At 50.2% G+C, this 21,941-nt stretch carries 23 protein-coding genes and 3 tRNA genes; 3 read left to right on the top strand and 23 right to left on the bottom strand.

Going from position 1 to position 21,941, the window contains the following annotated elements:
- Positions 1 to 48 precede the first annotated feature (48 nt).
- Positions 49 to 975 carry a putative sporulation protein YtxC gene (ytxC, locus tag HPY71_00730; protein NPV52031.1) on the bottom strand — a complete coding sequence of 309 codons (927 nt, stop codon included), beginning with the start codon at positions 973 to 975 and terminating at the stop codon, positions 49 to 51.
- Positions 976 to 1,145: 170 nt separating this feature from the next.
- Between ytxC and miaB the strand changes: the two genes are divergently transcribed.
- Together miaB and HPY71_00720 are read left to right on the top strand one after the other, a co-directional pair.
- Complete coding sequence (gene miaB, locus HPY71_00725) at positions 1,146 to 2,489, top strand: tRNA (N6-isopentenyl adenosine(37)-C2)-methylthiotransferase MiaB (protein NPV52030.1); 1,344 nt, start codon at positions 1,146 to 1,148, stop codon at positions 2,487 to 2,489.
- Positions 2,486 to 3,229 carry a YigZ family protein gene (locus HPY71_00720; GenBank protein NPV52029.1) on the top strand — a complete coding sequence of 248 codons (744 nt, stop codon included), beginning with the start codon at positions 2,486 to 2,488 and terminating at the stop codon, positions 3,227 to 3,229. The genes miaB and HPY71_00720 overlap by 4 nt, the downstream gene beginning before the upstream one ends.
- On the opposite strand, the gene HPY71_00715 is transcribed toward HPY71_00720, so the two are convergent.
- The 9 genes from HPY71_00715 to HPY71_00675 all read right to left on the bottom strand — a co-directional run bounded on the left by HPY71_00715 (position 3,204) and on the right by HPY71_00675 (position 6,952).
- On the bottom strand, positions 3,204 to 3,635 hold the full coding sequence (locus HPY71_00715; GenBank protein NPV52028.1) for a hypothetical protein: 432 nt from the start codon (positions 3,633 to 3,635) through the stop codon (positions 3,204 to 3,206). The two genes, HPY71_00720 and HPY71_00715, sit on opposite strands and share 26 nt — an antisense overlap.
- A 51-nt stretch (positions 3,636 to 3,686) precedes the next feature.
- A tRNA-Val gene (locus tag HPY71_00710) sits at positions 3,687 to 3,763 on the bottom strand.
- A gap of 7 nt (positions 3,764 to 3,770) precedes the next feature.
- Positions 3,771 to 3,845: transfer RNA gene (locus tag HPY71_00705), tRNA-Cys, on the bottom strand.
- Between the two features lie 8 nt (positions 3,846 to 3,853).
- Positions 3,854 to 3,928: transfer RNA gene (locus HPY71_00700), tRNA-Gly, on the bottom strand.
- A 162-nt stretch (positions 3,929 to 4,090) separates the two neighbouring features.
- Positions 4,091 to 5,005, bottom strand: a complete 915-nt coding sequence (locus tag HPY71_00695) for a dihydrodipicolinate synthase family protein (protein ID NPV52027.1) — start codon at positions 5,003 to 5,005, stop codon at positions 4,091 to 4,093.
- A gap of 61 nt (positions 5,006 to 5,066) precedes the next feature.
- Positions 5,067 to 5,324, bottom strand: a complete 258-nt coding sequence (locus HPY71_00690) for an NAD(P)/FAD-dependent oxidoreductase (GenBank protein NPV52026.1) — start codon at positions 5,322 to 5,324, stop codon at positions 5,067 to 5,069.
- A 73-nt stretch (positions 5,325 to 5,397) separates the two neighbouring features.
- Positions 5,398 to 5,538, bottom strand: a complete 141-nt coding sequence (locus HPY71_00685) for a hypothetical protein (GenBank protein NPV52025.1) — start codon at positions 5,536 to 5,538, stop codon at positions 5,398 to 5,400.
- 54 nt (positions 5,539 to 5,592) lie between these two features.
- On the bottom strand, positions 5,593 to 5,928 hold the full coding sequence (locus tag HPY71_00680) for a rubredoxin (GenBank protein ID NPV52024.1): 336 nt from the start codon (positions 5,926 to 5,928) through the stop codon (positions 5,593 to 5,595).
- Positions 5,929 to 6,034: 106 nt separating this feature from the next.
- On the bottom strand, positions 6,035 to 6,952 hold the full coding sequence (locus tag HPY71_00675; GenBank protein NPV52023.1) for a hypothetical protein: 918 nt from the start codon (positions 6,950 to 6,952) through the stop codon (positions 6,035 to 6,037).
- Between the two features lie 561 nt (positions 6,953 to 7,513).
- On the opposite strand from HPY71_00675, the gene asnB reads away from it, so the two are divergent.
- A complete protein-coding gene (gene asnB / locus HPY71_00670; protein ID NPV52022.1) occupies positions 7,514 to 9,358 on the top strand; it encodes an asparagine synthase (glutamine-hydrolyzing) in 1,845 nt (614 codons plus the stop codon).
- 43 nt (positions 9,359 to 9,401) lie between these two features.
- Here asnB and HPY71_00665 read toward each other — a convergent pair whose 3' ends face one another.
- From HPY71_00665 to HPY71_00605, 13 genes are all read right to left on the bottom strand, one after another.
- The gene (locus tag HPY71_00665) at positions 9,402 to 9,839 is read right to left on the bottom strand and encodes a HEPN domain-containing protein (protein ID NPV52021.1); all 438 of its coding nucleotides are present in this window, start codon (positions 9,837 to 9,839) and stop codon (positions 9,402 to 9,404) included.
- Positions 9,836 to 10,351, bottom strand: coding sequence for a nucleotidyltransferase domain-containing protein (locus HPY71_00660; GenBank protein NPV52020.1), 516 nt, complete (start codon positions 10,349 to 10,351; stop codon positions 9,836 to 9,838). Before HPY71_00660 ends, HPY71_00665 begins: the two co-directional genes overlap by 4 nt.
- A gap of 491 nt (positions 10,352 to 10,842) precedes the next feature.
- Positions 10,843 to 11,493 carry a dihydroxyacetone kinase subunit L gene (dhaL, locus tag HPY71_00655; protein NPV52019.1) on the bottom strand — a complete coding sequence of 217 codons (651 nt, stop codon included), beginning with the start codon at positions 11,491 to 11,493 and terminating at the stop codon, positions 10,843 to 10,845.
- Between the two features lie 55 nt (positions 11,494 to 11,548).
- Positions 11,549 to 12,553 (bottom strand): dihydroxyacetone kinase subunit DhaK, encoded by a 1,005-nt coding sequence (dhaK, locus tag HPY71_00650; GenBank protein ID NPV52018.1) that lies wholly within the window; start codon positions 12,551 to 12,553, stop codon positions 11,549 to 11,551.
- A 158-nt stretch (positions 12,554 to 12,711) separates the two neighbouring features.
- Complete coding sequence (rpiB, locus tag HPY71_00645) at positions 12,712 to 13,173, bottom strand: ribose 5-phosphate isomerase B (protein NPV52017.1); 462 nt, start codon at positions 13,171 to 13,173, stop codon at positions 12,712 to 12,714.
- Positions 13,174 to 13,408: 235 nt separating this feature from the next.
- On the bottom strand, positions 13,409 to 14,179 hold the full coding sequence (locus HPY71_00640) for a D-threitol dehydrogenase (protein ID NPV52016.1): 771 nt from the start codon (positions 14,177 to 14,179) through the stop codon (positions 13,409 to 13,411).
- A 182-nt stretch (positions 14,180 to 14,361) separates the two neighbouring features.
- Positions 14,362 to 15,390, bottom strand: a complete 1,029-nt coding sequence (locus tag HPY71_00635; GenBank protein ID NPV52015.1) for a substrate-binding domain-containing protein — start codon at positions 15,388 to 15,390, stop codon at positions 14,362 to 14,364.
- Positions 15,391 to 15,568: 178 nt separating this feature from the next.
- On the bottom strand, positions 15,569 to 16,612 hold the full coding sequence (locus HPY71_00630; protein NPV52014.1) for an ABC transporter permease: 1,044 nt from the start codon (positions 16,610 to 16,612) through the stop codon (positions 15,569 to 15,571).
- Between the two features lie 37 nt (positions 16,613 to 16,649).
- Complete coding sequence (locus HPY71_00625) at positions 16,650 to 18,134, bottom strand: sugar ABC transporter ATP-binding protein (protein NPV52013.1); 1,485 nt, start codon at positions 18,132 to 18,134, stop codon at positions 16,650 to 16,652.
- 379 nt (positions 18,135 to 18,513) lie between these two features.
- A complete protein-coding gene (locus tag HPY71_00620; GenBank protein ID NPV52012.1) occupies positions 18,514 to 19,071 on the bottom strand; it encodes a response regulator in 558 nt (185 codons plus the stop codon).
- Positions 19,072 to 19,097: 26 nt separating this feature from the next.
- Entirely contained in the window at positions 19,098 to 21,140 is a 2,043-nt protein-coding gene (locus HPY71_00615; protein NPV52011.1) for an ATP-binding cassette domain-containing protein, read from the bottom strand.
- Entirely contained in the window at positions 21,103 to 21,579 is a 477-nt protein-coding gene (arsC, locus tag HPY71_00610; GenBank protein ID NPV52010.1) for an arsenate reductase (thioredoxin), read from the bottom strand. The genes HPY71_00615 and arsC overlap by 38 nt, the downstream gene beginning before the upstream one ends.
- Positions 21,576 to 21,740: a hypothetical protein gene (locus HPY71_00605; protein ID NPV52009.1), complete on the bottom strand. Its 165-nt coding sequence runs from the start codon at positions 21,738 to 21,740 to the stop codon at positions 21,576 to 21,578. Before HPY71_00605 ends, arsC begins: the two co-directional genes overlap by 4 nt.
- Positions 21,741 to 21,941: the final 201 nt, after the last annotated feature.

The raw sequence follows: 21,941 nt of genomic DNA, 5'->3' as shown, positions 1-21,941 counted from the left end.
GAGGGACTCGCCTCAGTCTACCAACTATACTTTATTGTAAACTTGATCCTAGACGTTGTCAAGCCTGCCCCTGGAATTGGTGGCCGAGGATGAGCATAGCGGGCAGCCCGGGCACATCGAGACCTTATCCTCGAACACCCCCACGATGGTTTCAACCACCGCCCTGGTTTCATCGAAATGCAGGATGACCCTGGCCGGCGCGACGGTTATAAGGGCGCTTATGAGCAGGTCCTCGTAGTCTACATCGTCTGAACCAAGATCTGCGATGAAGCCTTCGAGATAGTCATTCTCTATAACCCTGTATCTCGAATCCAGCAGCCGGAAAGCGCCATTTGGCCGGATTATCACGTGCACTTCGTCAATCTTCGGCTCCTGGATATCGACGAAATACTTAAGGAGCCGGATGAACTCCCTGTATTCTCGCTCGACCATGAAGTTATCCACGGCTCTATCAACCGCGCTCCGCAGTCCGGCGTAATACTCCTTAAGCCTGAACCGCATAAAGCCCTCGAGCACGAGCTCGTTATTGGCATTAAGGTAATCAAGCAGCTTTGCCGCAATCTCGCTGACCTGCTCCTTCGCCGATCCATCTTCCTGTTCTTGTTCCTGCTCCTGCATCATCTGCACAGTATCATCGGCTATCTGAGCAAGCTCCGAATCATTGAAGCTCTTGTAGCGTTCCCTCAATATAGCAAGCGTGAACGCTTTTTGCATATCATGTACGATCGCCCTGGCAAGAACCTGGGCTATCCATCTCCTGACCATGAGGTTCAGGTCTCGATTACCGGGCGCGACCGTTTCGGGCACGTCGAAAGCAAGGAATCTCAGCCTTCCCTTTGCCTTCTCGGTTAGAGCGATATTTATGCCATCTCTGGCGAAGAGTGGTAGTTCCTGTTCAAAACACTGGCGAAGCCTGTCGATGTGATTCTGAGTCCCGATAGAAACGACCTCCATGAAGATCACGCCCTTTCTCACGACTATTATATGTGACGGGGAATTTTTGTATACAGCTCAGGGAACCCATTATTCCCATATTATGGATTAATTGTATAATTCCATCCATTACGCTATATGTGGTATACTATTGATATGATACGATCGAGGGCTGAAATATCGAGGATTTATTCAAGGATTGGGGGATGAAGATGCAGGATCACCGGCGTAAGTACCTTCTCCAGACCTTTGGCTGCCAGATGAACGTCCACGATTCCGAGACCATCGCAGGCATCCTCGAGAAGGAGGGCTATATACCGACCGAGGACCCTGAGGAGGCCGATCTCATACTTTTTAATACATGCTGCGTCAGAGAAAACCCCGAGCGCAAGGTTTATGGGAGGGCCGGCGACCTCAAGCGCCTCAAGGAGAAGAACCCAGGCCTGGTCATAGGGATCTGCGGCTGCATGGTCCAGCAGGAGGGCGAGCTGGAGAAGATCAGGGAGCAGCTCCCCCATGTGGACCTGGTCTTTGGCACCCATAACATTCACCGCCTCCCGGAGCTCCTTCACCGGGTCGAGGCTGGCCTCAGGCAGGCGTATGAGGTCTGGGATGTGGAAAGAGCGGAAAAGGAGGACCTGGTCGAGGGGCTCCCCGTCAAGCGCGAGGGCGACCTCAAGGCATGGGTCACTATCATGTACGGCTGCGACAATTTCTGCTCCTATTGTATAGTGCCCTACGTCAGAGGCCGCGAGAGGAGCAGGCCCCTTGAAGATATCATCGCGGAGGTGACGGAGCTCGGGAGGGAAGGCTACAAGGAGGTAACTCTGCTTGGCCAGAATGTCAACGCCTACGGCAAGGGCCTGCCGGAAAGGATCGACTTCGCCGACCTGCTGGCGGCGCTGGATGGCGTCCCAGGTATAGAGCGGATTCGTTACACAACATCACACCCGCGCGATTTTTCATTAAAGCTCATTCAGTCGATCGCGGCATCCCGCAAGGTCTGCGAGCATTTCCACCTGCCCCTCCAGGCCGGCAGCGATAAGATACTGCGCAGGATGAATAGGGGCTACACCGCGCAGAGGTATCTGGACCTCGTCGCCGAGATAAGGAAGCATGTGCCGGACTCGAGCATCACCACCGACTTGATAGTTGGGTTCCCCGGCGAGGCGGAGGAGGATTTCCAGGATACGCTTGACATGGTCCGCAAGGTCGAATTTGATTCGGCCTTCACATTCATCTACTCGCCGCGGCGCGGCACGGCTGCCGCGAATATGCCCGACCAGGTGTCCGAGGACGAAAAGCGTGATCGCATCTACCGCCTCATCGCGGTCCAAAACGAGATAAGCCTGAGAAAGAACGAGGCGCTCCGGGGCAAGACCGTCGAGGTGCTCGTCGAGGGCGAGAGCGAGACCAGCTCGGCGCTCCTGCAGGGCCGCACCCGGACAAATAAGCTCGTTCTCTTCCCAGGCGACAAGGACGTCCTTTATGGCAGGCTCGTGAGCGTGAAGATAACCGAGCCACAGACGTGGCTTCTCAGGGGAGAGCTGGTATGAGACAGGGATACCCGCCGCAGGGGAAATCGCAGAGACAATCGCGGGGACAATCGTATACAACGGTCCTTGGAGCCGCCACAGCCGAGATCGTCGTTAGGAAATCGAGATTCATAGCCACAATCGCCCATGTCGAATCCGAGGCCGAGGCCATGCGCTTTATCGGCCGTGTCAAGGAGGATCACAGGGATGCGACCCACAATGTGTATGCCTTCAGGATCGGCCACGCAGGGGAAATCGAGAGACAGAGCGACGACGGCGAGCCCGGAGGCACGGCCGGCAAGCCCGTTCTTGAGGCCCTGAGGCGGGAGCGGGATGGCCTGACCAATATTGCGGCTGTAGTGACCCGCTACTTCGGCGGCATCCTCCTCGGCGCAAATGGACTCGTCCGTGCATACAGCCAGGCCGCGAAGGCCGGGCTCGACAGGGCGCAGGTCGTGACCTATGTCCCGGCGTGCGTGGTGCTCCTGTTGGTTGATTACCAGACATCTGGAAAGCTCGAGAGCTTCCTGCGCTCCGGGGGCTATCCTGTCATCGGCGCATCCTATGGCAAGGGCGTGGCCCTCGAGGTCGCCATCTCGCGAGATGACCTCCACAACCTCGCAGGCAGGGTCGCGGATATCTCAGCAGGCAGGGGAACCGTCAGCGTCACCCGCGAGACGTTCTGGCCCATGGCTCCCGACGGGCGACTCTGCTCGATTCCCGGACGCTCACTTCTCAGGCCCCAGGATGATCCGGGCTAGAGGCTCGAGGGCATCCTCGATGTACCTGCCCAGCCCGACCCTGGGCATAGCGATAACATAATACAGGCGTATCACCGTTTAAGATGCCATCCAGGACCTCCTCGAGGTTCCGGGCCTCCCTGACCTGACCCACAACCACGACCTCGTCCGCAAGCCGCCGCATGGCGGCGCTTATTGGCTTGCTTGCGGTGGCCGCTCTGCGGGGCAGAGTTTCGCCGACAGGCGCGGGGGCGAGGCCGGGGGCACTGGCGGGAGCGCCACCGGAGGAGCCAGGAGAACTGGCGTGGCTATAGCAGGCAACACCTCCGCCAAGAGGAGGCAACAAAAAAGGGGCCATGTCCGGCCCTGAAGCGCGAATTTGAATACCTGCCGTCAGGAGGAAGCCGCTGGTACTGTTGCAAGTCATCCTAGCACCTGCGGTTTTACCCTATATATACAGGATATACAGGCATAAAAATGGTGGGCGGCACTGGAATCGAACCAGTGACCTCAGCGATGTCAACGCTGCACTCTAACCAACTGAGCTAGCCGCCCACGACCCTGGAGGCGACACCCGGATTCGAACCGGGGAATAGCGGTTTTGCAGACCGCTGCCTTACCACTTGGCTATGTCGCCAAAAATTATGGAGCGGAAGACGGGATTTGAACCCGCGACCCTCGCCTTGGCAAGGCGATGCTCTACCCCTGAGCCACTTCCGCCCGTTTTCTCGAATATCAAATCATCCACGAAATGTCCCTTCGGACACTGTTATTATAGCAAGAAGGGCAAACTCGTGTCAAGAGCGAATTGCGCGACCTTGTAACGCTAAGTTTTTTACAGGCAGCGTGAGCTCGCATAGCTCACGGCCCACACATCACGCCCTATAACTGCTGGCTTTCGAGTATTCCCTCACGCTCAAGGACGTCCCGCACCCCCCTGAGCCCGGCATCATCCAGTGCGACAAAGGGCCTCGCGGGATTGGCCGTCTTGCATATGCCCGCCGCTCTCAGAGCCTCCTTCATGCCCGCGGCCCACGTCTCTGCATTTGCGCCATAGATATCAAAGATTCTCAGTAGCTTTACCTGCAGCCTTCGAGCCTCGCTGATATCGCCGGACTTCCCCGCAATAAAGAGCTCATGGCAGAGGCGTGGCACCAGGCTCGAAACCCCCGGGGCAATCCCGTCGGCGCCAACCAAGAGCGATGCATCGAACACCCACTCGTTACCCTGGAAAACCGAGAAGTCCTCCCTCCCCTCCATGGCGGCCACGAGACGCCGGAAAAACGTGAAGTCACCGCAGCTATCCTTGATTCCGAGGACGCGCGGGTCTTCACTGAGCTCAACGATGGTATCGATCGTCATAAAGGTGTGGGTGCGGCCCGGCAGGTAGTAAAGCAGCGCAGGCAGGTCAACGCTATCCAGGACCCTCCTGTGAAAATCGACTACCTCCTCCTGCCTCCCGATCCCGAAATAGCAGGGTGCCGAAATCACAATTCCATCAGCGCCCAAAGCCCTGGCGCGCTTGGCGTTCCTGATAATCCTCTCCGTCGAGGTATCGGCGACGCCAACCATCACCGGCACCCTACCCCGCGCCTGATCTACAACGATTTCGACCAAACGCCCTTTTTCTTCCTCAGCAAGCAGTATGCCCTCTCCCATGCTGCCCAGCGGGAAGATCACCGAGACCCCGCCACCGATCACATGCTCGACCAGGCTCCTGACATCCCACTCATCAACCCTCTCCTCCTCATCCAGCGGGGTAACAAGGGGACAGATGACGCCTTCAAGTTTCCCCATTCGCTGATACTCCTTTTCCTTTTTTGTCTTTCCTTTTACCCCCGTCAACCTTGATTTCCTACTATCCGGAATTCTTTACCGATGATTTAAAAATTCGACGCTCCCGGTAGCATTCCTTCAGGAGGATAGAGCTTTTATCCTGCAGGGGGCCGGACACCAATCCCTCCCAGCTACTTTCGTCAATAAACTGCGGTCGCAGATACGGGAGCCGCGGTTCGCCTGAGATGATAGTTATATCGCCCTCCGAGTCCTCGTCGCGCAGCACTTTCGCAGCATTGACACCAGCAACACCGCCACCCACTATAATATATCTCATCATTGAATCTCTCCCTCCCACATATGTGAAAGGCCCGCGCAGGGGCGGGCCTAGAAGCTCATAGCTGCGGCACGAGTTATTGGAGCCCAACCGCGTCTCTTACGGCGCCTAGCGCGGCATCATAATCAGGCTGGTTGGTCATTTCCTTGACGTACTCCACATAGCGAACTACATCATTTCGATCTACGACGAAGACAGCCCTTTGCAGGAGCCTCAATTCCTTGATAAGACCCCCCCAGCCAAGGCCAAAGGAGGATACTTTCCCCGAGGTTTAACCCCACTTACCCTTTTGAATGTGAGTCTGGATCTCGGCCTTGATCATCTGCTGGATGGTTTTCGCGTTTTCACGGGCTTCCGTAAAGATTTTGACACAGCCTGGGTCGAGGTTATCCACGATTCCCTGCTCCCCGACGGTCTTGACCTCCTCGAGCAGAGTAAAGAGCTTTTGATGGAGGTAGTTTGAGAGGCGCGACCTTTCTATCAACCCGGCTTTCTCATCATCCACCTTCTCGAACTTCTCTGCGGGCGCCCCACATTTGGGACACCTTTCAGGCGGGTTATCCCCGTCAAAAACGAAACCACATACGGTGCAGCGCCACTTTGCCATGTTCTTCTCCCTCCAATATGCTTTTTGTGTATCTGGCGCCTTTATCAGCTAGGTACCGGTCAGGTATCATCCTAATTATCCCTGCGCCCGACATACAGAGCATCCCTCAAGACCGCTCAATGGCATTTACTTCAGCCTTTGACAGCTTCAATTTCTCCAGGATTTCATTGAAAACATATTGATGCTGAACCTCATCCAGCCTGAGTTTCTCAAAAAGCGCCTTGAACTCGGGATCTTCTAGCGATGCAATATTACCACCATATTGGGCGATGACTTTTTCTTCCTCCTGGAGATTCTCGCTCAGGGCCTTCTCCAGCACTTCGACCTCTCCCAGGGGCGTGTGTTCTACCTTCGGCACTCCTCCGTGTTCCACCAGGCTCTCAGCGAGCCAGCCGAGATGCTTCATCTCGTCAATTGCGGATTCCCATATCTCATGCCCGGCTTCGCAGTCACCCGAAGCATAGGATTGCATCAGGTATTTAAGTATCACGGTATATTCATGCCTGACACCCTGGTCGAGCCTTCCGAGAAGGTCAGCCGGCCCATCATCACCGGTGCCTCCGGCCGGCGCCGCCTCCACGACTATCGCTGCACTCGAAGCTCCCGGCCCCTCGAGCAATTCCTTGATCTTCTTGAAGGTTTCCCGGTGTCTCGTTTCGTCGGAGATTATCTTCCGAATCAGGAGCTTGATCCCTTCATCATCGATTTCGGATAAATGCTTCTGATATTGAGCTATCGCCGCCTCTTCTGCCTTTATGTCCACATCAATCAAATCCAGCAGGACGCCTCCGACCTCGATCCTGCTCCTCTCGGAGGAAGGCTTGCCACCAAGCTCCACGATCTTCTCCGATAGCCAGTCAAAATGCCACATCTCGTCTCTAGCTATACCCTCGAGTTTTGCCCTCAAGCCCTCATCTTGAAAAGCCCAGGCATGGCGAAGATACTGCACAATAGCAGCATGTTCGTCCCTGGCATCGTCAGCGAGCAGCCTCGCCGCTTTTTCCTTTCTAGTCCCATCTAGCACTCTATACACCCCTCCATGAAACAGGATTCATCCCAAGGAATCCTCACGGGCCTGTCTATCTGCATACATTACAGAAAGGAAAGATGGGAATTCCTCTGCGGCATCGGTACGAAAGCATCTTCCCTGAATAACCATCTTTTTCTATTTTATCACTTGTGTCACAAATGCACAAGCTTCCATCCAAAATTATCTCAGCGCGCATAAGGTCTGGGATAAGAAAGTATCCAATGTCAGCTTCATCCATCCCACACGATGTCTGCCACCAGCATTGTCCATCGGGAACAGTGCTTGCCATCAGCATCGTCCGTCGGGAACGATGCCTGCCACCAGCATCGTTGCCCATCACAAGGGTTATGACCTGAGCCACGGAAGCGCCTGGACTGGCAACATTACCAGCGTATTGCATATCCTAAGATTAGAAGTCCAAGAAGGTGCAATGAGGCATCTTCTAATTGTGGCAACGGCGCCTACCTCTGAGAGAAGTGGGGGCCGTTTTTATTGTGTTCTATTATCACGGTCATTATGGTTTGTTATGTTCTGGAGCTGGAGGGATGAACTGAAATGTGCGGGATCGCAGGTTGGGTAGACTGGGAAAGGGATCTCTCCCAACAACATTCCATCCTCGAGGCGATGAGCAGGACGTTATCCTCCCGGGGACCGGACGCTGCCGGGGCCTGGATATCACCGCGCGCAGCCCTGGCCCACCGCCGCCTGATCGTGGTTGACCCGGAGGGCGGGTACCAACCAATGATCCGCCAGAATGGGAATAAAACCTACATCATAACCTATAATGGCGAGCTCTACAACACCTCTGAGCTGCGGCGGGAGCTAGAGGCGCGCGGGCATTCCTTTCGGAGTCGCTCTGATACCGAAGCGCTCCTAGTTGCATTCATGGAATGGGGGACGAAATGCCTGGAACGCCTCAACGGTATATTCGCCTTCGCCATCTGGGATGAGGCCGGCCAGAAGCTGTTCATCGTCCGGGACCGCCTTGGGGTCAAACCCCTATTCTACGCCCGACGCGGCAGCGCCTTTTTATTCGGCTCTGAGCTAAAAGCCTTGCTCACCCATCCCCTGGTCCAGCCGGAGGTTGACGCAGAGGGGCTGGCCGAGGTGTTGGCCATGGGTCCCGCCCGCACCCCAGGTCACGGGGTTTTCCGGGACGTCCACGAGGTGAAGCCCGGCCACTATATCCTATATGACCAGAACGGGATTCACGATTACCGCTACTGGGTCCTGGAAAGCAGGCCCCACACGGATGACCTGGATACTACTGCCGCCAGGGTGCGTGAGCTCTTACAGGACGCGGTCGAACGGCAGCTCGTAGCCGACGTCCCCATCTGCACGCTGCTTTCAGGCGGCCTGGACTCGAGCGCTGTGACGGCCTTCACCGCCGGCGCATTCCGGCGGGCCGGACTCGGTCCGCCACACACCTACTCGGTGGATTATGCCGGCAATGATCTCTATTTTCAGCCCAGCGAATTCCAGCCCAACTCCGACTCCCCGTGGGTGCGGCGCGTCTCGAGCTTCCTTGGCACGAGCCACCGCACCGTCACAATCGACACGCCCGAGTTGGTAGAGGGCCTGGAGGCGGCCGTCCGGGCGCGAGACCTGCCCGGTATGGCGGATGTAGACGCGTCTCTCTATTTATTCTCCCGCGAGGTAAAAAGGGAGGCTACCGTCGCCCTATCAGGCGAATGCGCTGACGAGATATTCGGAGGCTACCCCTGGTTTCACAACCCGGAGGCCCTGGCCGCCGGCACATTCCCATGGGCTCGAGCGGCAAGGGAGCGAACACGCCTGCTCTCGCCCGACTTGATCGAGCTGATCAAGCCCGAGGAATACATGGCTCAGCGCTACAGGGAGGCCATAGCAGAAGTGCCCCGCCTCCCAGGTGAAGAGCCTATGGAAGCGCGCATGCGCGAAATGGTATACCTGAATATCACGCGATTCATGCCCACTCTCCTCGACCGCAAGGATCGCATGAGCATGGCTGCCGGCCTCGAGGTCCGTGTCCCTTATTGCGACCACCGCCTGGTTGAGTACGCCTGGAATATCCCCTGGGCAATGAAGAGTTGCGATCATCAGGGGAAAGGAATCCTGAGGCGGGCGCTCTCGGGCGTGCTGCCCCATGACGTACTGGGGCGGCGCAAGAGCCCGTATCCTAAGACGCACAATCCCGCTTACCTTGCGGCCGTTCGCGACCGGCTCCTGGATATCTTTAATGACCCCGCCTCGCCCCTGCTCCAGTTGGTCAATGTGGACGCCGTCCGCGCCATCGCCCGGTCGGGCGGGCCCGGATTCGGTCCTACGTGGTTTGGTCAGCTTATGGGGGGCGCCCAGCTCTTCGCCTACCTAATCCAGGTGGATATCTGGTTGAGGGAATACAGGGTGTTGGTTCGTTGAGTTAGAGTTAAAATTAGAGTTAGAGTTAGAGTTAGAGTTAGAGTTAGGCCGGTGGGCTAGAGTCCACCGGCTTTCCCAGCAATACCTGCCGCACAACCTGTAACACAAAGCTTGCATCCTTGATTGCCTGCTCGGCATCAGTCAGATCATATTCCTCCGTCGGAATGAAATCCTCCGCCCCGTAGAAGCTCAGTTCACGTTCTTTTCGGAGCCTCTTGGAGATGCTCTTGATCTCCGGTAGGTTGGCAACAATTTGAACTGGTAGTAAGTCTCTGTTGCTTTCCAATGTCCTACCAACATCATGTATCTTCGGCACCTCAACGCCGATAGCCCTCAACACTGCTTTTAGAGATAGCTCTACCACGCTTTGCGCGTCCCTCACCACATCAGAATAGGCCCCGCGGTCTCTAAAAAAATATAGACCCTCCATTCTAACCCCGGCCTTTTCAAGATAAGCCGAAGTGAGCTCGTCAATTCTCATAACTTTATCCCCCCTAGGAACCTCCTAGTTTGCCATTCCCAGGTATTGTTGCGCCTGACTCGATGTGCTCCTACATCTCGTAGGAGAGCCCACATCGACGCAATAATACGCGCTACTATCCCCTTAGGATCACTTACAACGACATGGTGAGAGACGAGGTCAAAGTAGATAGGTTGTACCCTGAGAGCTTCCGCCTCCCGTAAAATATACGGCGATAACTCGCAAAGGATATCTTCCTCATCATAGAGACGCTGGGCTAGATGCTCGTGTTTCAGCTCGATCTCATCGATAAACTCCACCAAACGCTCCCGGCGCCGCGGCGCCTCCTGAAGGATGATCAAGAGATCAAGGTCAGAATTTTTGCGGTTTTCCCTACGTGCGTATGAACCAAAAATCGCCAGGCCAGAGAGATTATCCCTGTAATGCTGCAAGATTTCCGTTAGCACCGCAACGATATAGCTCCGGTGTAAAGGCGAAAACGTCTTCAACTGGGCCACGGCGTCCGTAACCATCCCGCTCCTCCTTCCAAGAGACGGATCATCAGAACGGATCATCGGGAGGGCTAATCGGTGTTACACTTATTATATCGCGCAGCGTGGGTGGTTACAACCTTTTTAACTCTGCTAGACAGAAGTACGTCAAAGTCATGCCGAGAATCCTGAGAAGGATGAAACTATGATCCACCCCACCCGAGCCAATATGAGACAGCCCCACGCGTTTTAACCGATGCCTTCGCCTAAGAGGAGATTCATCGGGCCGCCCTGGCATTAGACTTGGCGAGCTAACTTCGGCCTACTTAGAGTTAGGCCGGTGGACTCTAGCCCACCGGCCTAACTCTAACCCACTCAACGAACCAGCACCCTGTATTCCCTTAACCAGATATCCACCTGGATTAGGTAGGCGAAGAGCTGGGCGCCCCCCATAAGCTGACCAAACCTCTCATTCTTGAAGTGCGGCAGAGCAGCAACATCATCTCTCGCCCTGGAAGTATCGAATAATGCTCTTAATCAGCAAATCCCGCCGCAGCCTTTATAATGATATACGCGGACGTCGCCCCCGGATCCTGGTGGCCTATCGTCCTCTCCCCCAGCCTGCTCGCCCGCCCCACCCTGGCTATCATGCCTACGGTTGATTTCATGCCCAGCTCCGCAGCCTTAGTAGCCTCTCTCAAGGCCTCAACAAGCGATAATCCACGCGCCCTCGCTTCCTTTATAGCCTCAACCGCCGGATGCACCGTATCGAGAAGAGTCTTATCCCCCACCTTCGCCTTGCCCCGCGCTACTATGGCCTCCTCACCCGCAATGAACATATCAACTATGTCATCCAGCCCTATCTCTTGCTTGCCGGCCGCCCTCTCCCCAGCCTTCAAGAACGCGCTCCCGAAAAGCGGGCCCATGGCCCCTCCCACTGTAGAGATGAGCGCCATGCCCACCGCCTTCAGGATGGCCCCCACATCCTTCCCCTCAAGGGACGGGAGCTTATCCCTCACGGCCCGGAAGCTCTTGGACATGCTCACCCCGTGATCCCCGTCACCCAGGGCGGCATCGAGCTCACAGAGATATGCCTTATTCTCCTCAACCGCATCGCATATCCTGTAAATTGCGGCTAGCACATCTTTACTCGTAATCTTCGCGACCTCACCCGTGTTGCCCATGCACATCTCTCCCATTTGCGCCTCCATGCTCATTTTTCTCCCGATCCCCTGAACCTTATCTCCCGGCCTGAGTGAAATACGGGGTATATGCCTCAGCATCAAGCAGCTCCTTCAGTTCATCATCGAGCCTGCACAGGGTGATGGAGAATCCCGCCATCTCGAGGGCGGTGAAAAACTCCCCTACAAGCGCCCTGTATATCCTTATCCCCTTATCCGTTACGTTCTTGAAGAGCCGCCTATTTGCTATGTAGAGCTCGAGCTGGGGCGTTGCTCCAAGGCCGTTGATCAACGTTACAACCTCGTCGCCAGCCTCAAATGGAAGATCGGGAATGACCTCGGCACAAAGCATATCCACTATCTCATCCACGGGTCTTAGCTCCTCCCTCTTAAGCCCCGGCTCCCCGTGGTGGCCGACCCCAACCTCCATCTCATCATCTGCAAGCGTAAAGGTTGGCCTCCCTGCGGCGGGCACAGTGCACGGGGATATCGCAACCCCCATCGTCCGGGTGTTCTGGTTGACCTTATCCGCTATCCTCTTAACCTCAGATAAGCCCTCCCCGCGCTCAGCCATCGCCCCGGTCATCTTCCAGATCAGAAACTCCCCTACTACGCCCCTCCTCTTTGATTTATCATCCTTGAATCCCGAGCCCACATCGTCTGTTGCTATGGATTGCTCAACCTCTATTCCCTCGCCCCTCGCAAGCTCCGCGGCCATGTCAAAATTCATGACATCCCCTGCGTAGTTGCCGAGCAGGAGGAGCACCCCCTTGCCACCGTCGGTGGCCTTGATGGCCTCATATACCGCACCAGGGGGTGGCGAGGTGAATATCTCCCCGACTGCGACGGCGTCCAGCATGCCCTTGCCTATATACCCGATAAACGAGGGTTTATGGCCCGAGCCCCCGCCCGTGACTATCCCAACCTTCCCCTTGACCGGCGCATCGGCCCTCACAAGGGTCCTCGCCTCATCAAGCTTCCTTATGCGATCCCCGTGCGCATAAAGAAACCCCTCGACCATTTCGTCAACAACCACATCAGGGTTATTTATGAACTTCTTCAAGATCTACCACCCCAGTTCTAAATCTCTACTGAATTGGCCTTGGAGATATGTCTTCCAAATAACCTATGCTACACTAACCTGCGCTACGCTCTCCTTGAAAGTGCCTAAAACGAGCTTAGATAAGCTCGCAGGGATATTACGGCCGGAATTTGCTATGCTCAGCCCACATCCCTCCGCAAGTACCTGGCCTCCACCTGCATTATCTTGTCGACCTTTCTCTTGGAATTGCCCCCGGCAAACTCGGATTCAAGCCATATGGACACCAGCTTCTTTGCAAGCTCAGGCCCAATAACTCGCGCTCCAAGGGTCATGATCTGGGCGTCGTTGCTCTTCCTGGCGCGCTCCGCTGAATAAACGTCATGACAGACCGCCGCCCGGATCCCCGCAACCTTGTTTGCCGTGATGGCCATGCCTATCCCGGTACCGCATATCAGTATGCCGCGGTCATGTTTGCCAGAGGCCACGCCCTCCGCCACAGCATAGCCTATATCCGGGTAATCGACGGGATCCTCGGTATAGCAGCCATAATCCTCGACCTCATATCCCGACTCCACCAGATAACCCTTTATTATCTCCTTGAGTTTAAACCCCGCATCATCGCAACCAATGGCTATACCCAAAGGAAACACCTCTCATTCATTTACAGGTGTCCATCATAAAATTCTCATGACCCTATACACACAGTTCCTCTCCATTAACAGAGTAGACACCCATGCCTCGTTTACGGCGCCGTAGAGAATGAAAATGACCTTTGCAAGATTATTTTCAGGGTAGTCTCCCATGCCGGCTTTCGGCCGGCACCATCGAAGCATCGAAAATGGGGCCGAAGACTATTTTCGTAGTAGGGAATCATTTCTACTGAATAGTATATCCACCGTCTATTACAAGGTTTGCCCCAGTTATCATATCAGCAGCATCACTCGCCAAAAAAAGCACTCCTGCAGCTATTTCCTCTGGATAACCAAATCTACCCACTGGAATCTTTTTCTTCATAGCCTCTCCGACCTCGCCAGCCCAGGCCTTTTTCCCAAGCTCTGTCAGAACAACGGTAGGGGAAACAGCATTTACTTTAATATTGAATTCAGCCCACTCTAATGCTAAGACTTTTGTCATTCCAATGATAGCGGCCTTGCTTGAACAATAAGCAACATGTTTATCAAGCGCAATAATGCCAGCTTGAGATGCAATATTTATGATCTTGCCACGTTTCTGTCTTATCATCTCTCTCCCTACAGCCTGAGAGATCATAAAAGGCGCCTTTAAATTAATTGCCATTGTCTTATCCCAATAATCTTCGGAGATGCTTTCTGCATCATCTAGAAAAACCACGCCTGCGCAGTTCACAAGGATATCAATTCGTCCAAATGCCTTAATGCTATCTTCCACCATTTTGTGAATATGAGCCGTATTACTCACATCGACAACTAGTGGAAGGGTTTTTACACCAAGACTAGAAAGTGAAGATGCCACATCCTTTACTTCCTCCAATATATCAACAAGAATAAGATTAGCTTGCTTCTCAGCAAAAAGAGTGGCAATGGCTTTACCAATACCCCGAGCAGCGCCTGTTATCAAAGCTACATTATTTTTTAATCCAAAGTTCTTATCAAACCCTTTAAATTCCATAACTAAAGTCTCCTTCGCTGATTTGTTTACTCGAGACCTCTTCAGCTTGAACGGTAGGCCTCCCCGCTAAGAGAATGGCCTGGATATTCTCGATAATAGATGCCACTTACCCACACATTTTAGAGAAATGCCCGAAGGGGGAGAAGTAACATAACTTCGGGCATTTCTCATACACCTTTTTATTACTTCTTGGTATCAGCCCGTCTTTGCGCTAGCAGTTTGTCCACATTATCCTTAGTAACAGGAACCCATGGCACATTATAGACTTTTTTCATTGACTTGCCCCAATCCATATACTTCCAGCATTCAGCCTGAGGTTTATAACTCTCTCCAATTAATGCTCTGAGAGCAAGATCTAGTGCACCTTGAGCCTGTCCTGTTGCATCCTGTAAAGTGCAGCTCGCCATTTCGCCGTTCTTTATAGCAATTAATGCATCAGTAACACCATCGATACCTGCAGTGGGTACTGTCTTTGGATCAATGCCCGCAGCTTTAAGTGCCTGTATTGCCCCTAGAGCCATCTCATCGTTTTGTCCTATGACGCCATTTATTTTCCCTGGATAAGCACTAAGCCAGTTTTCCATAAGACTCAAAGCCTCTGCTCTGGACCAGTTTGCTGTCTTCATTTCAAGAACTTTCACATCCGGATATTTCTGAATTACTTGCAGATTGCCTTTCCTTCGCTCGATCTGTGCGGATTGTCCAATTGGACCTTCAATAATTACAACATTACCTTTATAGCCTATTGCTTTACATACCGCTTCGGCCTCTATTGCGCCGGCTTGGACATCATCGGAACCAATATAGGAAGTCAAAAGATCGCTGTTTACTCTTGTATTTGAACCAATGACAGGTATGTGAGCTTTAGCAGCAACTGCAACAGCCGCTGCACCGGCTTGAATATCTATCGGTACAAAAATGATTGCATCAAATCCTTGAGTTACCATCGTCTCAAACTGGCTCTGCTGTACAGAAGCATCGTACTTTCCGTCAAAAACGGTTATCTTTACAAGCCCACTCTTTACTGCTGGATGTTTTTCAAGGGCAAGTGTCCACAGGCGCATGTACTCAGCTTTTAAACCATATACAGCAGCACCGATCTTATATACTTTCTTAGCCTCTCCCTGAGCTGGAATACCAATTCCTAATACGCTAATCACGAGTGTAAGCGTAAGAAGAAACACTACTGCAAGCTTTCCAGGCATCTTCATTTCCTTCTTCCACCTTTCTTGGTTACATTTGTAATGTCTCTCTGATGGCTACCGTCTTAAACTGTCTACACATACGCCTTAACCATTGTTTCTCTACTAGCACTTTGCCCATTGTTAATATATTTCTTGAACACCCCCCTTAATAATTGAATTTCCGCTATCTCGGATTCTATCTTTTTTATTCCTTCATTCTTGCTTTTTGTAAAGAATCCAGTAATACAGCGACAACAATTATAGCTCCTTTAATTAACTGCTGAAAATATGATGACACACCAAGTAGGTCCAGCCCATTATTAATAACACCCATAATTAACGCTCCGAAAAACGTTCCAACTAAAGTACCTTGCCCCCCACTTAAGCTTGTACCACCAATTACTACTGCTGCAATAGCATCCAACTCATAAGAAACCCCGGCTTGCGGTAACCCAGCCGTTGTCCTTGCCGTAAGGATGAGACCTCCTAAAGCAGATAAAAGTCCACTAATTGCATAGACCAATAAAATGACTTGTCTCGTATTAATACCTGAAAGTTTAGCACTTTTCTCATTACCCCCCACAGCATAAACATAGCGACCAAACCGCGTTTTATAAAGTACTACCCATGCAATACACGTTACAAGAATAAAGATAATAACTGGCACTGGAATAGAAAATATCTGACCCTGCCCTATAACAAGGAAGTCTTTATGGATATTGGGGATAGGCATACCGTCAGTGTAAATATATGTTAAGCCGCGTGCCATACTAAGCATACCAAGCGTCATGACAAAGGGAGGAATTTTCCATTTCGCAATACAGGCCCCGTTGACTAAACCTAAGGTAATGCCTACAAGCAAGCTAATAAAAAATGAAAATTGTGCTGGATAAATATGATTACCTAAAGCAGTAAAGGCAGAACTTGAAAATGAAGCTCCAACGATACCAGCAAACGCCAATATCGATCCAACAGAAAGATCTATTCCCCCAGTTAAAATGACAAAGGTCATTCCAATAGATAGTAGGCCATTTATTGATGTTTGCCTAAGGACGTTCATTATGTTTTTTTCTGTAAAAAAATAGGGGCTTATCGCAGAAAGCATAAGGCACAATACTATAAATACTATAATTATTCCATAATTTGCCATAAATATTCTAAAACTATCGCCTATATCCTTATTAACAACTGACGCTAATATCGTACGACCTTTCTTTAGTTCGCCTTTATGATAAGTAGAGATGTTCATAAGCACACTCCTTTTAATGTTACTGGGTACTATATGCTTATAAGGCTAAACGTAATAAATCCTCTTGGGTTGCATCTTTTTTGCTCAGCTCACCAACTATTGTCCCCTGTCTAAAAATTACAATCCGGTCACTTACACCAAGTATCTCTGGGATTTCAGAAGACACCATAACTACTGCATTCCCCTCTTTTACATACTCCACAATAAACTTATAGATTTCCCTCTTTGCCCCTACATCAATGCCCCTTGTCGGTTCATCAAGTAACAGAATTTTGGGGCCCGTTAAAATACATCTAGCTATTGCCACTTTCTGCTGGTTTCCTCCACTTAAGTATTTCACTATCTGTTCTAAGCCCGGAGTCTTTATGTCAAATTTTTCAATAATGTCCATTACACGCATTTTTTCTTTTTTATCATTAATAAACATACCTGTTATAAATCGTTCCAATGCAGAAAGTGACAAGTTTTCTTTTACGGAGCGTGTCAAAACTAGACCCTCTTCTTTCCTGTCTTCCGGTACAAATGCTATTCCAAGCTTTAGTGCGTCTCGAGGTGATGATATTTTAACCTTTCTGTCCTCGATAGCTACTTCTCCCTTGTCGGGTTTTTCGAGACCAACAAGAGTACGAAGAAATTCAGTTCTTCCTGAACCTTTTCGACCAAACACTCCGAGTACTTCACCCTTCTTTAGGTTAAAGCTAATATCATGAAATTGACCATGTTTGGAGAATCCATTAACGGACAGGAGTGTTGTCCCCTGAGGAGAGCTATCTTTTATAAACTGATCTTGAATCTTGCGCCCAAGCATGAGAGTAATTAATTCTTCTGGCGTGATGTTTTCAATTGATTTTGTAGCAATGTATTTACCATCCCGGAGTATAGTTACCTCATCTGAAATTGCGAAAATCTCTTTTAATTTATGGGATACGTAGATTATTCCTTTACCTTTATCCTTCATCCGTCTAATTACTTTGAATAAATTATCAACTTCCTTTTCCCCAATAGCCGATGTTGGTTCATCCATAATAATTACATCAGAATCTCGGGAAATCGCCTTAGCAATTTCCACTAATTGTATTTCAGCTAGACTTAGGAATCTCATTTTTCTTGTTGGGTCAATACGTACATCCAAGTCAGCTAAAAGCTCTGCAGCCATTTTGTTTAAAAGAGGGTAATCAATAAGCTTACCTGAAGTAATGGGCTCTCGTCCTAAAAAAATATTTTCTGCCACTGTCATATCATAGATTGGTGCTAGTTCTTGCTCAATAATAGAAATACCTAGATCTAGAGCTTGTTTTGGATGAGAAAAGTCAACCTCCTTCCCCTTATAAAACAAATGTCCCGAATCTTTTCGATACAGCCCAATTAAAATATTCATTAAAGTTGATTTTCCGGCACCATTTTCTCCACAAAGGGCATGAATAGTACCTTTGCGTAATGTTAAGGATACACCATCTAAAGCCTTTACACCAGGAAAGGATTTGAAAATATTAACAGCTTTAAGTAAAATATCATCATTCATAATAATTGACTCCTTTTCCCTACGCTCGTGTATCGATAGACCAGATGTAGATAACTCTGGACAACATTTTAAAATACCCCCAAACTCAATTCCGGAAAGGGCACTAACCTCACTATTTTTATGCTTAATAACGATTGAAAGTTAGCCAGCAACCTTTTCTATAGTGAGCGACACAGAGCTATTAAGAGAAACAGCGCAAAAATAAAAGGATGCCTTCGCACAGGCATCCATCACCTGACAAAAATAAATATCTTCAATAACTAATTTAAAACCTCACAATGCATCCACTCTATATATTCTACAGCCTATATATTCTACAGCGAAAACCAAATTCCTTCTTTCTCCTGAAATTTTTTCTCAACATAATTTCAGGAAAAATCTAGTAATCATTCCCCTCCAATATCTTCTTTGCAACAATCGCCAATTTCTCATTTGTATTTTGGCTCTGTCTTTCAAGGTACTTCATAGCTTCATTTTCCCTCAAGCCTCTTTTGTCCATGAGCACACCCTTAGCTCTTTCAATGAGCTTCCGTTCTTCTAAACTTCGCTTAAATCTAAGCGTTTCTTCGAACCTACCGAAAGCTACATCTATAGCGGGAGCTAGGTCCGTTTTGTCGACTGGCTTTACCAAATACCCATAAACCCCTGCCTCCGTTGCTCTGCTTATCAAATCGGCCTGAGAATATCCACTAATAATAATTACGGGAATAGGATTATGCTCGTTGATTAATTTCGCTGCTTCTATGCCGTCTAATTTAGGCATATTAATATCCATCAGCACAAGCTCTGGTTGAAGCCGCTTAGACATCTCAACAGCCTCCAAACCGTCAAATGCTTGCCCTATCACTTCATGACCGAGGCGTTTAAGAGCAGACTTCAACCCCATGGCGACCAACGACTCGTCCTCTGCAACTAAAACCTTTAACCGTCTGAACATCTATAATTCACCTGCCCATTCATCTATTAATCTTTGGGCAAACATATTCTAGCCAAAGTACCAAAATTTGGCGAAACCCTTGTAAGAACAACCTCCCCTTCAAGGTCCTTGTTTACCAGTGTTTGTACAATGGAGAGCCCCAAGTTGCCATGTATCGCACAGTCAAAACCATCCGGGAGACCTACACCATTATCCCGGATTTCAATTATGAACTTATTATTCATAACAAACGTACTCACGATGATCTCACCCCCCCTTCCGTCCGGGAAAGCATGCTTCAAGCAATTAGATACAAGTTCATTGACCACCAACGAAAGGGAGGCCGCTTTTCTATATGAAAGCATTGAACCCTCCCCGGATACGATCAAATTAACTTTACCGCTTTCCAAAAATGGATGTTTAAGGGACGAAATCACCGTCTCCAGGATTTTCTTTACATTGATGACGCCTATCCCTTTTTCATCTTTGGAAAGCAAATCATGTACCAAGGCGATTGCCTTTATACGAGATATAGTATCGTTGATTGCAGATTCAATAGACTTACATTCCATAAAATCGAGCTGGAGGGAGAGTAGGCTAATTATCGACTGAAGATTGTTCTTTATTCTATGGTGTGCTTCCTGTAAAAGGGCTGATCGTCCCAGTAAACGAGTATTTTCAATGGCAAGAGCTGCCTGGTTAGCGAAGGTCGATATGACCTCAATTTCCCTGGGAGTAAATTGGTGTAGAGAAGTATAGAAAACCTCTATGACACCAGCGATTCTGGATCTTATCTTTATGGGCACACATAAAAAGGCACCGATGGAACTTTCGGGTTCTTCGATGAAATATCTAGCCGCATCATCTTTACCACCCAGGTTGGTAATGTAAAAAGGAGTTCCGTTTTCAATCACGGTCTTTATCAAACTTTCCTTGAGTTGAACCTCAATAGATTTACCTTCATCATATTTACGCCTATTGACTATACTCCCCGTTTCCTCATCTATAATCTGAATCACGCATGAATCTGAATTCATTATGGACATCGCTCTTTTTGAGATAAAATTTAGAACATCCTGAAGTTCATATTCCGACGCAAGAAGCTCTGTGGTACGAAAGAAAGTGTCGACCACCCCTCCCATCTTTTCGGGCAACATTTGCTGCATATAATCATCATCGAGAACAACACTCCGATTTTTGTCGAGCATGACTCGGAATATTCTCTCGGGATGTCTCTGGGCCTCGGCTGCTGACAATGTCCCGCGCAGCATTCCATTCTTTAAAACACTAACCCTATTAGCTACCTGAAGCACTTCTTCCAATCTCTGCGATAAATAGATAACACCTAATCCTTTGTTAGCGCATCCTCGTATCAATTGAAAAAGCTTAGCCTTTTGAGTTTCATCCAATCCATTACATGGTTCATCCATGACTAAGATAGATGGGTCGGAGGCTAATGCTTTCGCAATCGCGATGAGTTGTCTGTCTCCCAATTTGAGCTCTTTGACTAGCTTAGCAGGATTAATGTCTATCTCTAAATTATCAAGAAGTTTTCGACAGTCGGTTCTAAGCTTTTTCGCTGAAATAATTCTGGTGGGCAAAGTAATCGGCAACAAACCCAAATATATATTCTCTTCTACCGAGAGAAACGGGTGAAGTGGGGGTTCCTCGTATACAGTGCTTATCCCGTACCTCCTTGCATCTTTCAGTGACCTGATTTCAATCTTTCTACCCTTTATGCATAGGCTTCCTGCCGAATATGGATGTAAACCTGATAATACTCTTGCAAAAGTGGACTTTCCACTACCACTTTCGCCTATAATCGCATGGATTTCATTCGGGTGAAGGTCGAAGTCTATATCACTTAGCCCCTGACCATTTGCCGGACCTTCTGCTGCCAAGCCCCTGATCTCGAGTAAAGGTTGCATTGTTCCCCCCACCAGAAACCTAAAGCTATCAGATATCAGAAGCTCTGCTTCGAAATCCCTGTCGTTGATGCGATACCTTAGGCCAATCCGGATTGAGCCTGCTGTTCCACCAGCAGTACTTTTATTATACCATATGCCCCTCCCCCGAACAACAGGAATCACTGAGACCCAGCAATTCCTCGACTCGCCTTCTTATATCATCCCTTACCCGGCGAAATTGGGCCATGATTTCCTCCTCCCGGCCCTTTGCCTTGGCGGGGTCCGGTAGGGGCCAGTGGATGCGTCTCACCGCGGGAGGTGTCATAGGGCACCTCTCCTCTGCGCCACCACAAAGGGTCACAACCAGGTCCATCTTTTTGAGAAGCTCAGGTTCGATGGGGTCCGAGGTCTGCATCGAGATGTCAATCCCTACCTCACGCATAACCTCAATAGCCCTGCGATTGAGGCCGGCAGGCTCGATCCCTGTGCTATAAACCTCCCAGTTATCCCCGAACAATACCCTGGCAAACCCCTCAGCCATCTGGCTTCGACATGAGTTGCCGGTACAAAGAAACATTACCCTTTTCTTCTTCCCACAGTTTTCTTCTTTTCGCAGGTTCATATCTCCCAGCTCCCCCAATATATTCTCACCGGATCCGACGTATCTTCACCGACTCCACCGAAATCCCTTGAAATTTGTAGAACTCCATGCCCCGGGTCCCCAGACTGATACCCTGGTGACCCGACCCCCATCAGCCTCGATCCTGGAACGTTCCTCTTCATCTAAGGGGGCACGTAAAAAAATCCAGGGGGAGGCTGGTCTCTCTGTTTACCCTCAAGATTTCCTCTTCACTGGGACGCGTGATATTGATCCATATCCCTTTATCAGACAACAATGTGGTCTCTTCCGTTTTGCCTTCGAGAGTGGTCTTATAAGCCTTTATAATTGGACACCCTCCCTGTGATAGGAAGTAGGCATGAAAT

Source organism: Bacillota bacterium (genome assembly GCA_013178125.1).
GTDB lineage: Bacteria > Bacillota > SHA-98 > Ch115 > JABLXJ01 > JABLXL01.
This window is presented reverse-complemented; position numbering and strand designations above follow the sequence as displayed.